The sequence below is a fragment of the Sphingomonas humi genome, from assembly GCF_039536725.1.
Classification (GTDB): domain Bacteria; phylum Pseudomonadota; class Alphaproteobacteria; order Sphingomonadales; family Sphingomonadaceae; genus Sphingomicrobium; species Sphingomicrobium humi.
On the sequence record NZ_BAAAZD010000001.1, the window covers coordinates 1,368,437 to 1,382,925 of the forward strand.

Annotated in this window: 6 protein-coding genes; 3 read left to right on the forward strand and 3 right to left on the reverse strand. The window is 65.5% G+C overall.

Features of this window, described 5'->3' with window-relative positions; genetic code table 11:
• Positions 1 to 35 precede the first annotated feature (35 nt).
• On the forward strand, positions 36 to 491 hold the full coding sequence (locus tag ABD729_RS06920; RefSeq protein ID WP_344709422.1) for a DUF2141 domain-containing protein: 456 nt from the start codon (positions 36 to 38) through the stop codon (positions 489 to 491).
• Positions 492 to 597: 106 nt separating this feature from the next.
• Here the strand turns inward: ABD729_RS06920 and ABD729_RS06925 are convergent, their stop codons facing one another.
• From ABD729_RS06925 to ABD729_RS06935, 3 genes are read right to left on the reverse strand one after another with little or no spacing between them, the layout of a single operon-like run.
• Entirely contained in the window at positions 598 to 1,749 is a 1,152-nt protein-coding gene (locus ABD729_RS06925) for a beta-barrel domain-containing protein (RefSeq protein WP_344709423.1), read from the reverse strand.
• 10 nt (positions 1,750 to 1,759) lie between these two features.
• Positions 1,760 to 3,880 carry an ATP-binding cassette domain-containing protein gene (locus tag ABD729_RS06930; RefSeq protein WP_344709424.1) on the reverse strand — a complete coding sequence of 707 codons (2,121 nt, stop codon included), beginning with the start codon at positions 3,878 to 3,880 and terminating at the stop codon, positions 1,760 to 1,762.
• Positions 3,877 to 5,292: a TolC family protein gene (locus tag ABD729_RS06935; protein ID WP_344709425.1), complete on the reverse strand. Its 1,416-nt coding sequence runs from the start codon at positions 5,290 to 5,292 to the stop codon at positions 3,877 to 3,879. Before ABD729_RS06935 ends, ABD729_RS06930 begins: the two co-directional genes overlap by 4 nt.
• Before the next feature lie 418 nt (positions 5,293 to 5,710).
• Here ABD729_RS06935 and ABD729_RS06940 point away from each other — a divergent pair, with 418 nt between their 5' ends.
• Positions 5,711 to 9,562, forward strand: a complete 3,852-nt coding sequence (locus tag ABD729_RS06940; RefSeq protein ID WP_344709426.1) for an Ig-like domain-containing protein — start codon at positions 5,711 to 5,713, stop codon at positions 9,560 to 9,562.
• An 87-nt stretch (positions 9,563 to 9,649) separates the two neighbouring features.
• Complete coding sequence (locus ABD729_RS06945; RefSeq protein ID WP_344709427.1) at positions 9,650 to 14,488, forward strand: beta strand repeat-containing protein; 4,839 nt, start codon at positions 9,650 to 9,652, stop codon at positions 14,486 to 14,488.
• Position 14,489 lies beyond the last annotated feature (1 nt).

Sequence of the window (14,489 nt, forward strand, 5' to 3'; positions counted from 1 at the left end):
ATCCTGCAAAAAGGGCTTGGGTGGCAGGGGAGGCCATGGACAAGATGGGTATCAAGGTGGCGGCAGCGCTGCTGGCCGCGGTGGCGACGATCGGTGCCGGCGCGCCGGGGCCACGAGCGGGGGCCGACCTGCAGGTCCAGCTGAGCGGGCTGCGCTCGGCCAAGGGGACGGTCTACCTCTGCCTGTCGGCCAATCCGGCGACTTATCTGAAGTGCAAGGACGATCCGTCGTCCGTGTCGCGGTCGATCCCGGCCGGGTCGGCGGGACGGCTCGACCTCGGAGCGGTCAAGGCCGGCACCTATGCACTGCTGGTGGTCCATGACGAGAACCGCAACGGCAAGCTCGACATGATGTTCGGAATTCCCCGCGAGGGCTTCGGCTTTTCGAACAATCCGGCGATGAAGCCGCGCGCGCCCAAGTGGGAGGAGATCCGCTTCACCATGCCGGCGACGGCGACCGTGCAGCAGGTGCGGGTGCGCTACGTCCTGTAGGGCGCAGCTGGCGCCGTAGCCGTTTGTCACTGCGAGCCAGCGAAGCAGTCCAGGGCTGGCGCCGTGGATTGCTTCGCTGCGCTCGCAATGACGAGGACGGGCGAGCCTAGCGTTCGCCCAGCGCGTCGCCGGTGGTCTTGAGGATCGGCTTGGTCAGATATTTGAAGACGGTGGTCTGGCCGGTGATAATCTCCGCGACGGAGGTCATGCCGGGCTGGAGCACGATCTTCTCGCCCTCGTGGCGCGGACGCAGGCGCGAGGGATCGGCGTTCAGCAGCACGCGGTAATAGGTGCGGCGGCCGTCCTTGGTTTCTTCGGACAGGGTGTCGGCGCTGATGTGCGTGACCATGCCGTCGGCCGAGCCGTAAATGCTCGAATCATAAGCATCGAACTTGACGTTGGCGGTCTGCCCGCGACGGATGAAGGCGATGTCGGATGGCGACACGCGCGCTTCGATCACCAGCTTGTCGTTGGTCGGAACCAGCTGAAGCACCTCGTCGCCGGCGCGAAGCACGCCGCCGACGGTGTTGTACTTGATCGCGACGATGATGCCGTCGGCGGGCGAGCGAAGCTCGGATCCGCGCAGGATGGCCGAGCGCTGAGTCAGCTGCTCGGTCGCGCTGGAAAGGTCTTCCTCGGTCTTGGCATATTCGGTCTGGAGTTCGGCCAGATACTCGCTGCGGCGGGAGGTGATCTGGCCCTGCAGGTCCGAGGTGGCGCGCTGCATGCGCAGGACTTCGGAACGGCTGACGTCGCCGCTGGTGACCAGCGGCAGGTTCATGTCGAGTTCCTGCCTGGTCAGCCGGAGCATCGCCTCGAGGCTCTGGATCTGGCTGGCCAGCGCCTGGCGGCGGCGGGTGTAGAGTTCGCGCTGGCTGGCGACGAATTCAGGATGGGTGCTGACCTCGGCCGGAAAGACGAGAGGCTTGTTGAAGAGCTCGGCCTGGATGCGGGCCATGCGGGCCTTGAGTGCCGCGACCTGGGCCTGGCTTTCCTCCACCGCGGCGCGCGGGCGGGTTTCATCGAGGCGGACCAGCAGGTCGCCCTTCTTCACCCGGTCGCCTTCCTGGACGAGGATGGCGGCGATGGTGCCGCCGTCCTCGCTCTGCACCACCTGGGTGCGGCCGCTCGGGATGACCTCGCCGCGGGCACGGGTAACCTGATCGATATTGGCCCACAGCGACCAGATCACGAAGGCGGCCACGGCGACCGCGGACATCATGATGATCTGGGTGGACTGACGAAGGCGGAAATTCATTCGGAGTTCCTTAGGCGCCAGTGGCCAGCTTCACGGGCGACGGCTGCGGTTGCGGCGGCGTCGGCTGCGTGGGCTGCTGCGCTTCGCGAAGCTTGGCGAGGACCGCCTGCGTCGGCCCGTCCATCACGATCCGGCCGTTGTTCATCACGATCAGGCGGTTGGTGAGGGTGAGCAGGTTCATTCGGTGGGTGACGAGGATCAGCGTGTTTTCCGGAGAAATCCGCCGCCGCAGCGACTGAACCAGCCGCGCTTCGGTGGCCTGGTCGAGGTTGGAGGTGGGCTCGTCGAGCAGCCACAATTGCGGCTCGGCGAGGAGCAGGCGGGTGAGGATGGTCAGCGTGCGCTGGCCGCCCGACAGGCCGCGGCCGCCCTCGGCGATGGGAAGGTCGACCCCCATCGGGTGCGAGGACACCATCTGGGCCAGGCCGATCTCATCGATCACGCCCATCAGCGCGTCGTCACCCGGGTCGCTCAGACCCATGAGGATGTTCTCGCGCATGGTGCCGTTCAGGAGGCGGGTATCCTGCGGGAGATAGCCGATGTTGCGGCGCAGGACGTCGGGCGCGATCTGGCGCATTTCGAGCCCGCCGATGCGGACCTGGCCCTCCATCGGGGCGTAGAGGCCGGCAAGGAGGCGGAGCAGGGTCGACTTGCCCGAGCCGATGCCGCCGATGATCCCGACCTTTTCGCCGGCGCGGATCTCGAGCCGCTGGACGTCGACGCTCGGCCGCTCGGCGGTGTAGCCGAACTTGAGGTCGCTGACCTGGAGCGCCGGAGCGAGCTGGGCGGGACGCAGCGCCTCGGTGTCGGGCGCAGTGTCGAGCGGGAGCCGCATCAGCGAGTCGAGGCCGGACAGCGACGAGCGGGCATAGCCCCACTGGACGAGCAGGCCGGGAAGCTGGGCGAGCAGCGGGCCGTTGACGCGTCCGGCGATGATCGAGCAGGCGATGAGCGCGCCCGGCGTCATCTGGCCGTCGGACACGAGGATCGCGCCAAAGGCGATGATCAGGACGTAGGCGAGCTGCTGGAGGCCGCCGAACAGCGAGTTGGCGATCGAAGACCAGCGCTTCACGCCGTCCTCGTGGAGGTGGACTTCCTCCATCAGCTGGTTCCAGCGGGCGAGCATGTGCCACGAGCCGCGATTGGCCTTGATCGTCTCGGCCGCGTCGAGCGCTTCGACCAGCAGGCCGTTCTTGCGGTTGCCGTTGGCCTGTGCCTTGGCGGTATCGTCCTTAATCAGGCGCGCGAAGATCCACGACAGGATGAGCGCCAGCGGGAAGGAGACGATCGGGACCAAAGCCAGCGGACCGCCGATCCACGAGATGACGATGATGAAGAAGATCGCGAAGGGAAGGTCGGCGAGCAGGAACAGCGAGGCCGAGGAGAGCAGGCCGCGGATCTGCTCCCAGCCGCGGATCTGCGCGGCCATGGTGCCGATCGACGGCGGCCGCGCATCAAGGCGGACGGCCTGGGAACGGGCGAAGAAGACTTCGGAGACCTCGATATCGACCTTGGCCGCCTCGCGCTCGATCATCAGAGAGCGGGTGGTGCGCAGGATGAAGTCGAGGGTGAGGGCGATCACCACGCCGACGGTCAGCACCCACAAGGTGGCAAAGCCGCTGCGCGGGATCACGCGGTCGTAGACCTGCATCGAGAAGAGCGAGGTCGCCAGCGCGATGAGGTTGACCACCACCGTCGCGACGACCGCGGAGAACAGCACCTTCTTGCGCAGCAGCAGCGAGCGTCCGAACACGTTGATCGCGCGCTCGTTCTGGTTGCGATCGTTGAGCTGGGGCAATTGCGGCTGGTAGAAGCGGGTGCCCGACTGGATCTCGCGAAGGCCGTTGAAGGACGGCGAGACGACGCGGACCGCATCGACGGTCTCGAACTGCTCGGCGATCGCCCAGCCTTCGGTCTCGTCGAACATGAAGAGCGGGAACTGGTGGGCACGCGGGCGATGGCCGACGTCGGTCGGCTTGCGCCAGCCGAGCCGCGACGCGACCCGCTTGAGGCTGCCGGCATCGTGGAGCGAGAAACTGTCGGGATCGCCGGCCCGGGTGCGCCAGTCGGGCGCCAGTTCGGCGGACTGGCGGGAGGCGAAGCGATCGACGAGGTCGAGGAAGCTGTTCATCGTGCGGAGTCCGCCCTGATTTCCGTGGCCTGCCACTGACAGCTGCGGATCAGCAATCGTGCAGAGCTCGACATTGCAGAGATTTCGGCATTGACCAGCGCAATCCGCGCGCCGTTGGATTCACGAACCGCGTTCATCACGTCGAGCCAGGTCCGGCGCCCGGTGATGAATTGCCGCATGAAGCTGTCGGTGACGCTGGACGAGGAGGTCGCGGCATCGCTGCTGCTTTCGACCTGCTGCGCGGCCGCGGTGTTCTCGACGATGTCGAGGATGGTGGCCTCGCGGGCCTCGCGCTCGGCGACGGTGACGCGGAAGCGCGCCGCGCCGGTCCGTGCGGCGGCGGCGCTTGCCGCGGCCACGGGGGACAGGCCGCCATTGGTGTTGGCCTGGACCGCGAGACCCACCGCGCTGCCGCGGAAGCGGTCATGCGAATATTGGACGCCGACCTTGGGGAACAGCCCGGCCTTGGCGAGCTTGCGGTCGGCTTCGGCGACCTCGGTCTCGGCCTGGAGGCGGCGGATCGAGGGGTCGCAGGTCAGCGCGGCCTGGACCAGGTCCTCGGTCCGCGGGTGGTGCCTGGCCTTGTCGTAGACGGGCAGGGGATCAACCTCGAAGGTCGGATCGCCGACCAGTTCGCGCAGCTGCTGGAGGGCGGCGTAGCGCTGGGCGGTGACGACGCTCAGGTCCTGGCGGACCTGCGCGGTGCGCGAGCGGGCGAGGTCGAGGTCGGAGCGCGGGCTCACTTCCTGGCTGACCCGGCGCTCCATGGATTCGACCAGCCGCTGATGCTCGGCAAGACTTTCGTCCAATATGGCTCCGACGCGGATCCCGCGCACCACGCCATAATAAGCCCGCGCGACGCGGTTGAGGATTTCGAACGCGGTCACCCCGACTTCGGCGCGGCTGACCGAATTGACCGCTTCGGCGCGCTCGATCGAGCCGTCGATCCGGCCCCCGGCGTAGAGCGGCTGGAAGATTTCGAGCTGGGGGTCGATCTCGTAGCCGCGGGTCGCTGCCGACACGCTGGCGCTGGGAAAGCGGAGCCACTTGGCGGCGCGCACGTCCTGCTCGGTCGCGCGGACCAGCGCATTGGCCGCCTTCAGCGAAGGATAGCGGGTGATCGCGAGGTCGGCGGCTCGGGCAAGGAGCGGATCGATGCCCGGCGGGACCGTCGCGGCGGCGGCGGTGGGTGCAGGCGGACCATACTTTGGCGCGGCTACTGGAGCGGGTGCGGCCTGAGGCGCGCTTGCAGCCGCGGGAGGCGCGATGGTTGCCGCAGGAGGCGCCGGCTGGGCCGTCGTGGCGCTTTCTTGAGGGGACTGTTGCTGGCCGAACACGCTGGTAGCGGCGGCGAAACTGCCGAGACCAGCGGCGACGATGGTAAGCGCACCCCATCGGACGGGTGCAGGCAACCGTGAGCTAAGAACCTGAGACATAGAAGAAAACGACCCGCTCTAGCCCTGTTCTCACAGCATCGATCGACCTCGGGTGCAAGGGGTGGCCCAAGCCTGTCGATGTGATCGGTGCTGCCCGCCCTTTTCCAAAACGACGCGCCCCCCGAGCCGTCATGGAACCTTATCGCCGCGCCACTATCACCAGAGTTTACAAGAGGCGAGGAATAAATGGCTGGCGAAGCAATCTGTTTACCATTGCTTAACTCCATGAGCCACAGGGCTAAACGCCTCGATTTGCGGTGTAGAGGGGCCTTGCGCTTTGGTTTGGCCCATTTAAGATGAGCCGAGGCTAGACAGAGGTGACCGCTTTATGTGGTTGCCGTGAATCATGCGCCCGGGAAGCCGGGATGTGGACATCATAGGGGAAGGACCAGACATGAGTGAAGGCGCAACGCAGACCGGTGGAAACCAGGCCGCTCCGACGGGCGAGGCTGCCGCGGTAGCGACAGCGGCAACGGCGGCAACGGCGGCGACAGCGGCTGCTGCGGCTTCGGCTGCTGCCCCTGCGACACCGGCGGCGCCTGCTGCTGCTGCTCCGCTTCCCGCAGCCCCGGCTGCTGCGGCCGCCGCCGCTGCCGCTGCTGCCCCGGCAGCCGCCGTGGTCCCGGCCGCTGTGTCTTTCGCGCAACCCGCCGCTGCCGCGGCCGATTGCAAGCCCGCCAAGAAGAAGGCGCATCACGACGACAGCGACAAGAAGCATGACGACGATCATGCCAAGGCGCCGGGTGATGCCGACCAGAACCTCAGCCAGCCCGCGGACGGTTGCGTCCTTCCCCAGACCGGACAGGCTGCAGCTCCCCAGGACGGCGGCGCGGTTGCGCCGGTGGCCGAAGTCGGCGGCGGTAGCGGCGGTGGCAACACCGGCCTGCTGATCGGCGCCGGTGTTCTCGCCGCGGTTGGCGTCGGCGTTCTCGCGGCCTCCGGTGGCGGCAGCAAGGACAAGACCCCGCCGAACGCGTCGCCGCTTGCGAACGCCGACACCCTGGCCGTTAACGAAGGCGCCGCGAGCGCCAGCGGCTCGGTCGCGACCAACGACAGCGATCCCAACGGCGACCCGCTGACCTTCACGCTGACCGGCACTGCGCCGGCCGGCCTGACCTTCAACAGCAACGGCACCTACACGTTCGACCCGGCCAACGCCGCCTACAACAGCCTGGCTCAGGGCCAGGTCCAGACCCTGACCGTTCCGTACAGCGTGTCGGACGGCAAGGGCGGAACCGCTTCGTCGACCCTCACCATCACCGTCACCGGCACCAACGACCTTCCGGTGGTGACCGCGGTCAACGGCCCGGCGGCCACGGAAGGCGGCGCTTCGGTCACCGCGACCGTGAATGCGGCCGATCCCGACCAGGGTGCGGTGCTGACCTATTCGCTGGTCAACCCGGTTGCCGGCGTGACCATCAACGCGACCACCGGCGTGGTGACGCTCAACCCGTCCGACCCGGCCTATAATGCGCTGGCCGCGGGCCAGACCCAGCAGGTCGTGGTCAACGTCCGCGCGACCGACGCCCAGGGCGGCGCCGGCACGGGCACCGTGACCTTCGTCGTCACCGGCACCAACGATGCTCCGGTGGTCGTGGCCGACACCAATGCGGTGAACGAAGGCGCGACGGTGACCGGTTCGGTCGCCACCAACGACAGCGATCCCGACACCGGCGACACGCTGACCTACACGCTGAACGCTCCGGTTGCGGGCCTGACGCTCAATGCCAACGGCACCTACAGCTTCGACGCCAACAATGCGGCGTACAACGCGCTTGCGGCTGGGCAGACCCAGACGGTCGTCGCCAACTACACGGCGTCGGACGGCAAGGGCGGCACCGCGACCTCGACGCTGAGCATCGTCGTGACTGGCACCAACGACGCGCCGGTCGTGGCGAACGACACTGCGGCGGTGAACGAGGATGCCTCGATCACCGGCAACCTGCGCACCAACGACAGCGATCCGGACACCAACGACACGCTGACCTACACCGTCGTCGGCACCCCGCCGGCCGGTCTGACCGTCAATTCGAACGGCACCTACACCTTCAACGCCGCGCAGCCGGCCTATCAGGCGCTGGCCGCCGGGCAGACCCAGACTGTCACCGCCACCATCGCGGTCAGTGACGGCAAGGGCGGCACGGTCAATCAGACGCTCGCGATCACGATCACCGGAACCAACGACGCGCCGATTGCGGTCGCCGACGTGGCTGCGGTAAACGAAGGCTCGACGGCAAGCGGAACGGTCGCCAGCAACGACAGCGATCCCGACACCGGTGATACGCTGACCTACACGCTGAACGCTCCCGTTGCGGGCCTGACCCTCAGCGCGAACGGTGCCTATACCTTCGACGCCAACAACGCTGCCTACAACTCGCTTGCAGCAGGCCAGGTCCAAACCGTCACCGCCAACTACACCGCGGCCGACGGCAAGGGCGGCACCGCTACCTCGACGCTGACCATCACCGTGACCGGCACCAATGACGCGCCGGTGGTGACGGCCGTGGCGGGCCCGGCAGCCACCGAAGGCGGCGCTGCGGTCAGTGCCACGGTGGCCGCGACCGACCCAGACCAGAATGCAGTGCTGACCTATTCGTTGGTCAACCCCGTCGCCGGTGTGACGATCAACGCAAACACCGGTGTGGTGACACTGGATCCGGCCAACGCCGCCTATAATTCGCTTGCGGCTGGCCAGGTCCTCCCGGTCGTGGTCAACGTCCGCGCGACGGATGCGCAGGGAGCGTCCGGAACGGGCACCGTGACCTTCAATGTCACCGGCACCAACGATGCGCCGGTTGCAGTGGCCGCTACGGCTGCCGTGACGGAAGACGCCACGCCTCCGCTGACCGGGACCCTGCAGGCGACCGATCCGGATACCGGTGATACGCTGACCTACACCGTGGTCGGCACGCCGCCGGCCGGCTTCACGCTGAACGCCAACGGTGCGTACACCTTCGATCCGACCAACGCGGCCTATCAAACCCTCACGCAGGGTCAGGTGCTTCCGGTCGTGGTGAACTACCAGGTATCGGATGGGAAGGGCGGCACGGCGACCTCGACGCTGACGATCAACGTCACCGGTGTGGTCGAGACGCTCAACATCGACATTGACAACGACGCCAACCTCAACACGGCTCGCGTGTTCGACCTGCTGAACACCGACTATGCGCTGGTCGACGACAGCAATGTTGCGAACACCGTGGTCGTCAACAACTTCGGCGCCGACGACTATCTGACCTTGAACGCGCCGTTCAGCGGCGCGGGCCAGGCGTCGTTCGCCAACATCGACTATGACAATGACGGGATCGCCAACGATCTGCGGATCAGCACCAACAACGGTGGTGTCGTCAGCGACATCATCCTGCGCAACGTGCTGACCGACGCGCAGGCGCAGCTGGTCATCTCGACCGAAGCGGCTGCCGATGCGGCGATCGGTGCTGGGTTCGACAACTTCCGCACCACCACGCAGAGCGCGACGCCGACCGGCGTGTCGCTCGACGTCGACAACGACGCCAACCTCACCAGCCGCTACACGCTGCCGGTGTCGGCCAACACGGGCACCTTCGCCTACACCGACGACGGCAACTTCGCGAACACGGTGCTGGTGCAGAACTTCGGTGGTGACGATACCATCACGTTCAACACGGCGGCGGCGAACGTCAGCTTCGCCAGCGGCGACTACGATGCCGACGGTGCCGCGGACGACATCCGCATCACCACCAACAATGGCGGCGTGGTCAGCGACATCGTCCTGACCAACGCGGTTGCGGACGGCACGTTCGTGTCGAACGCGGCCCAGGCCGACGCGGCGATCGGTGCCGGTTTCGCGAACTTCGTGTTCGGCGGCACCGTCATCACCCCGCCGCCGCCGCCGACGCCGGGCACCACGGCATCGAACCTCGATGTCGATAACGACGGCAACCTCAACACCCGCGCGAGCTTCGATGCGGGGACGGCGGGCTTCGGGTTCACGGACAATGCGGACGTCGCCAACACGGTTCAGATCCTGAACTTCGGCACCAACGACCGCATCACCTTCTCGAACATCACCGCCAACAACGTGTCCTACGCGAACATCGATTTCGACAACGACGGGTTCGCGAACGACCTCAACATTACCATCAACAAGGGCGGCGTTGTCAGCGACATTGTCATCAAGAATGTCATTGATCCAAACGCGGTTGTGTTCACCGAAGCACAGGCGGAAGCCGCTCTTGGCGGGTTCGATTATTTCCAGTTTGCGTGAAATTTAAATTTCGCTACGTAACAATCTGATCGCCGTTTTTAAGGGCGTGCGGATTTCAGTGTTCAAATCCAGGGGCAGGAGTTTTTAATGGCACGGGTCACACTCAGTCAGGCGGGCGAAGACGTAATCGTCGGCGGCGCTGACGTTCAGGTTATTGGTACCTCCGCCGGGGGCGAGGTCATCACGGTGGTCAGCGGAAACATCCGCCTTGACCCGTCGTTCAACCAGGGCGGCGACACGATCATCCTTCCGGGCGACGCGTCGAACTACACCGCCTACCGCTCGGGCGGTGAAGTGATCTTCACCCGTCTCGACGGCACCACCACGCTGCGCATCCCGGTTGGCGGAAACGGCACCGAGATCCAGTTCAATGGCGGTGACTCGCGCACCCTGCTGTTTAACGGCACTGCAGCCACCATCGGCGGCCAGACCATCAGCACCAGCTCGGGCGCGCAAACGGCGCTGACCCCGGCCGGTCCGGTCATCGTCGGCTACGACGTCGACAACACGATTACCGCGGCCGTCGCCGAGGGCGACAGCGGCACCCGCCAGCTGGTGTTCACCATCAAGCTCGATCGTCCGGTTACTGCCGCTGACGGTCCGCTGACGCTGAACTACCAGACCCAGAACGGGACGACCAACCCGGCTGACTCGGCGACCGACTATGTCGCTGGTGCGGGCACCGTCACCTTCGCGGTCGGCCAGCAGGTCGCCACCGTCACCGTGATCGTCAACGGCGACACGCTGCCGGAACTCAACGAGACCGTGAACCTCGTCCTCTCCGGCGCCAAGCTGCGTAACGGTGCGGAAACGCTGGTCGGCACGATCCAGAACGACGACGTTGCAGTGGCGCTCACCGCCAATGCCGACAACCTTCAGGGTTCGGCCGGCAACGACGGCTTCTACGCCGCCAACAACAACCTGGGCGCCGGCGACAAGCTCGTCGACACCAGCACCACCGACAACGACACGCTGTCGCTCTCGGTCGACCGCAATGTCGGCCCGCGCAACTTCGGCGGCTTCACGCTCACCAACATCGAAAACCTGGAAGTCACCAATGACTCCAACGGTGTGGTGACGCTCGACCTGTCGGGTGCCACCGGTCTCAAGACCGTGTCGTCGATCAACAGCTCGTCGACCGTCTTCTTCGACCAGCTGACCTCGAACTCGAAGGTCATCCTTGACAACGTCACGGGCACGACCGCCAACGTCATCGCCTTCTACCAGGCGCCGGTGACCGCTGGTGCGAACACCACCGTCGACGTGTCGGTCAACAACACCAACGCCAACCGGATCATCCTCGGCACCGTCGGTGCGGGCATCACCGGCATCGAGACCGTCAACCTGTCGGTCACGAACAGCGTTCCGTCGACCATCAACGGCCTCGACACGCTGCTCACCACCCTGAACATCTCGGGTGGCGACATCACGATCAACGACCCGCTGTCCAACACTGTCCGCACGGTCAATGCGGCCACTGCTGGCCGCGTCACGATCGACTTCAGCAACAATGACGGTGCTGGCGAAGGCGTGACCTTCACCGGTTCGGGCGGCAACGACGTTGTCCGTTCGGGCGCGGCTGCCGACAATGTCACCCTTGGCGGCGGCAACGACCTCATCAACGACGAGGGCGGCAACGACACCATCAATGCCGGTTCGGGCAACGACACCATCAACCTCAACGGTGCTGGTGACGTTTCGGTCGACGCCGGTATCGGCGACGACGTGATCGCCTTCGCTGCTGGTGGCTTCAACGGCAACGACAAGATCACCTTCGGCGACGGCACCGACACCCTGGTCCTGAACCAGAGCTCGAGCGAAGGTGACTACACCAAGCTCAGCAGCGTCGAGGTCCTGACGATCGGTTCGAACGTCGGCGGCGGCACCAACCTTGGCAACAACGGTGGCGGCAGCCTCGCGGAGGCCGCTGGCATCCGCACGGTCAACCTCAACGTCGATGGCGTGTTCGGTGGAAACGACCTGCTGGTCGCGACCGACTACACCGGCGGCCTGACGGTCAACCTCGGCGGCGCCCTTGGCACCGACACCGTGCAGCTCGGTTCGGGCAACGACACGATCAACACCTCGTCGTTCGACAGCGCTGACCTCCTCCAGGGCAACCTGGGCGTCGACACGCTGAACGTGACCGATGGCGCGACCAACGTTGGTGGCGCTGCCTTCTCGGGCATCGAAGTGATCAACTACGTCAGCGACGCTGACGGCGAAGATCAGGTCCTCAGCGTCGGCGACGGCAATGCGCCGAGCACCGGCAACGTTCTGACGGTCAACGCCGGCAGCTTCGTCACCACCGAGACGCTGAACTTCAGCTCGACCGCGGTGACCGCTTACTCGGTCAACGTGACCTCGGGTGAAGGCAACGACACCGTGTTCACCAACAACGGTGTGGCCGACACGGTTACTTCGGGTGGTGGCAACGACACGCTCGTCGTCGCCGGTGGCGACCGCGCCATCGCTGGTGCGGGTGCGGACACCATCACGGTCGGCAATGGCGACAACGTCGTCAGCGGCGGTCTCGACAACGACCTCATCATCCTCGGCTCGACCGACGTCGAAGCTCCGGCCAACCTGGCTGGCACCGGCAACGACAACCTGTCGGGTGATGAAGGCAGCGACACCTTCCGTATCGCTTCCAGTGCCCTGCTCACCTCCGCTGACACCATCAGCGGCGGCACCGGCAGCGACACGATCGAAGTCTACGGTGCGACCTACACCGACGCGCAGTTCACCAACGTGACCGGCGTGGAGACCCTCACCAGCCGTGCAGACGGCGGTGTCGCCAACATCACCCTCGGCGCGGAAGCGCAGGATGGTGGCCTCGGCATCACCACGGTGAACCTCAACAACACCGGTGCCGACACGCTCGTCGCTTCGGCCTACACGGTTGGCCTGACGGTCAACTCGGCTGGCGGCAACGACAGCATCACCACGGGTTCGGGTAACGACATCCTCAACCTCGGTGGCACTGGTTCGGTCAACGTCAACACCGGCAGCGGTGACGACAGCATCCGCTTCTCGGGTACGACGTCGCTTGACGCTTCGGACTCGATCAACGGTGGTCTCGGCAACGATGTCATCGAGCTCGACAACTCCACCAACACGGTGATCGGTACGGTCGATCTGGCTCGCGTCAGCGGTGTCGAACTCTACCGCGTGCTCGCCAATGGCGACACCGGCCCGGGTACGGACACCAACAACAACATCCTGACCTTCACCCAGTCGACGTTTGACCCGGTGACCAGCGTTACCCCGATCACCATCGACGGTTCGGCGCTGACGGATACCGCTGACTCGCTCTCGGTCATCATCGGGCCGAACGTTCAGGACAGCGACTACTCGTTCACCATCATCGGCTCGTCGACGGCAACTATCGTCGAGAAGCAGAACTTCTTCGTGAACAGCAACATCAACTTCATCGGTGGCACGGGCGTCGACACGCTGCGTATCGCTGGGTTCGATGCGGGCTCCACGGTGACGTTCAACGGTGGTGCGGGCAACGACCGGATCATCCAGATCACGGGTGCGCAGCTCACCGATGACGGCTTCGTCGGCCTGACCTCGGTCGAAGTGCTGGGTGCGGATGGCAACATCAACGCGGTCCTCGGGTCGCAGGCCAATCGCGCTGGCATCAACACGGTCGTCGGCACGAACGCCAATGACTTCCTGACCGTTGGCGCTGGCTTCACCAACAACCTGGCTGTTCAGCTTGGTGCTGGTAACGACAACATCAACGCGCTGAACTCGGGTGCGGTGCTGACCTTCTCGGCTCCGACCGCTGGCGACTACACCTCGGCCGACTTCCTGGTCGGTGGCACCACCGCCAACGACCGGCTCGACATCGTTGCGGGCGGCGCTGCCGACCTCACCAACGTTTCGAAGGTGGAAAACGTCAGCGTCAACAACGTCGCAGTCGGTGCGGAGGCGACCACGGTCTTCCTCGACACCACGGTGGCGGAAGCTGACGGCGGCATCGTCAACGTGGTGGTGAATGGTTCGACCTCGGCCGATACCCTCACCCTCAACGGCGCGGGCGCAGCGGCCAAGCTGTACGTCACCGGTGGTCTCGGCAACGACACCATCAACACCGGTTCGGGCGCTGACCTCGTCAGCTCCGGCGGTGGCAACGACAGCGTCCTGTCGGGTTCGGGCAACGACACCGTCAACGGCGGTGCTGGTGACGACTTCGTCAAGGGCCAGGTTGGCAACGACACGATCAACGGCGAAGATAACAATGACACCCTGTTCGGTGACATTGCCTACTTCGACGCGATCCCGGTCGGTCTCCAGACCCAGCTGCAGGCTTACAATGCTTCGGTTGGCGGCAACGACACCATCAACGGTGGCGCTGGCAACGACACCATCATCGGCGGCCTGAAGGGTGACCTTCTGTCGGGCGGCGACGGTGCGGATCGGTTCGTCTACTACTCGACCGAAGACAGCCGCTTCATCCAGACCTCGGGCGTTGCCGACGATCAGCGCGACACCATCGACGGCTTCGTCGCTGGTCAGGACGTCATTGATCTCACGCAGATCACTGCCGCGGTTGGTCAGACGATCCGCTTCAACGGTGAGTTCCAGACCTACGCCGAAGCGCAGGCCGCGGTCGGTTCGACCTCGGGCGACGGCTTCCTCGATGTGGCGTTCGTTCGCGACCTCGGTGGCAAGTCGATCCTGTTCGTCGACGTCGACAACAACGGTCAGCTGGACGGTAACGACCTGCAGATCCTGTTCACCAACAAGGTTGGCACCCTGACCGCGACCGACGTGCAGAACCCGCACCTGGTCACTGGTCCGGAAAGCAACGGCGAGTTCCCGATGCTTCAGGAATACAGCCACGGCCTCGGCGTGGTTGGCCAGTATGCCCAGCTGCAGATCACCAACGACTTCCAGTCGCTGCACATCGCGTAAG